The following is a 1,504-nucleotide window of genomic DNA, read 5'->3' as shown; positions in this document are numbered from 1 at the left end:
CCCCCGATGATGATGGGAACGTCCTTGAACACGCGTCTGATCAGGTTCGAGTACACCACAACCGCGTGGTCGGGACGCAGCCCACCCTCGCCTCCTGGTGAAAAGGCGTCCGAGCGGCGGCGCTTCTTGGCGACCGTATAGTGATTCACCATAGAGTCCATGTTCCCCGAGCTCACGAGGAACCCCAGACGCGGGCGCCCGAGCGCGGCGACGCTTTCCGGATCGCGCCAATCGGGCTGGGCGATCATGCCGACCTTGTAGTGGTTCGCCTCGAGAAGACGGCAGATGATGGCCGCACCGAACGACGAGTGGTCCACATACGCATCGCCGGACACGTACACGAAGTCGCACTCGTCCCAGCCGCGCTCGCGCATGTCCTCGCGGTTCACGGGAAGGAAGCGCCGACGGTAGGCGCGCGCATCCTCCGCCACCCGCTTATCGGAGCGAGCCCGTTCCCCAGGCCGCTCCCCTGCCCGCACAACGTCCTTGCGATTCGCCGAGCGCTTCGTCATGAGCGCGCGCTTTCGCCTTGGCGGGGAACGACAACGTGCAGGGCGCGCGGGGCGATCGAGATGCGGTAGGAGTCTGCCACGAGCGCCTCCCCGTCGATCTGCACGGGAAGCGGCGCGTCGAAGCGAAGGTCAATCGACGCCGCGCGGCGAAACTCGATCTGCTTGAAACGCGTATGATGAGCATCCTTCGCCATAAGGAAAATGAAGGTACCGGAAAGCCGCGTCAACGGCGGATGTGCGATGCAGATATCGAACAGGCCGTCGTCAGGCGCAGCGTCGGGGCAGATGCGGAAGCCGCCTCCGTAAGTCTGCCCGATCTGGACCGCAAAGAGATACGACTCGCCGCAGACAGGCTCGCCGCCGTCGAGCACGACGGTATAACGGCGCAGGTCCATATGATGGAGCAGCTGGTCGATACCCGACTGCAGATAGAGCATCGTGCCCGTCTTCCCCGTTCGTGCGCGGCGTTCGACGGTATCGAGCGCAATTGCCGCGTCCAGACCGAACGACAGCGTCTCCAAGAACCATCGATCGTTGCATTTCCCCACGTCATGCGCGCGCAATTCGCCGTCGCACAGCTGCAAGACCGCCGTGGGAAGGTCAGTCGACATGCCGAGCGTGCGCGCGTAGTCGTTGCCCGAGCCGACGGGCAGCAGTGCGAAAGCAGGCCGCTCGTCCGATGGAATCTCCATGAGCCCGCAGGCGACCTCGTTTGCGATGCCGTCGCCGCCGAGCGCGCAGACGCAGTCGAACCCGCGCAATGCGGCACGGGCGGCGATGTCGCTCGCCTGCCCCGGGCGCTCGGTGAACTCAAGCGCGAAGGCGTCTTCCCCTAACGCAGACGCAAGCAAGGCGCGCGCCCGATAAGCGCACGCCTTGCCTTCACCGTTTTGCGCAACGGGGTTCGCGATGATGAGCAGTTTTCGAAAGCAATGTGACATGCCCCGTATTATACGACATGCCCCGCTTGCATTCGCTACATCGCCTAAGGT

The 1,504-nt window shown here is 64.2% G+C and carries 1 protein-coding gene and 1 pseudogene; both read right to left on the bottom strand.

What is annotated here, in order from left to right; all coding sequences use genetic code 11:
- Window positions 1-512, bottom strand: a pseudogene (locus Q0G18_RS09450) (hypothetical protein); the annotation flags it as partial.
- Window positions 509-1,453, bottom strand: a complete 945-nt coding sequence (locus Q0G18_RS09445; protein WP_297152463.1) for a diacylglycerol kinase family protein — start codon at window positions 1,451-1,453, stop codon at window positions 509-511. The gene Q0G18_RS09445 and the pseudogene Q0G18_RS09450, both read right to left, overlap by 4 nt.
- Window positions 1,454-1,504: the final 51 nt, after the last annotated feature.

It is taken from the genome of uncultured Ellagibacter sp., assembly GCF_934636505.1.
GTDB lineage: Bacteria > Actinomycetota > Coriobacteriia > Coriobacteriales > Eggerthellaceae > Ellagibacter.
Note: the sequence above shows the minus strand (reverse complement) of the source record. Positions and strands in the feature narration are given on the sequence as shown.

What these genes read in the sequence shown, in the direction of transcription:
- Q0G18_RS09445 (WP_297152463.1), bottom strand. Translation starts at nt 1,453, where the DNA reads ATGTCACATTGCTTTCGAAAACTGCTCATCATCGCGAACCCCGTTGCG.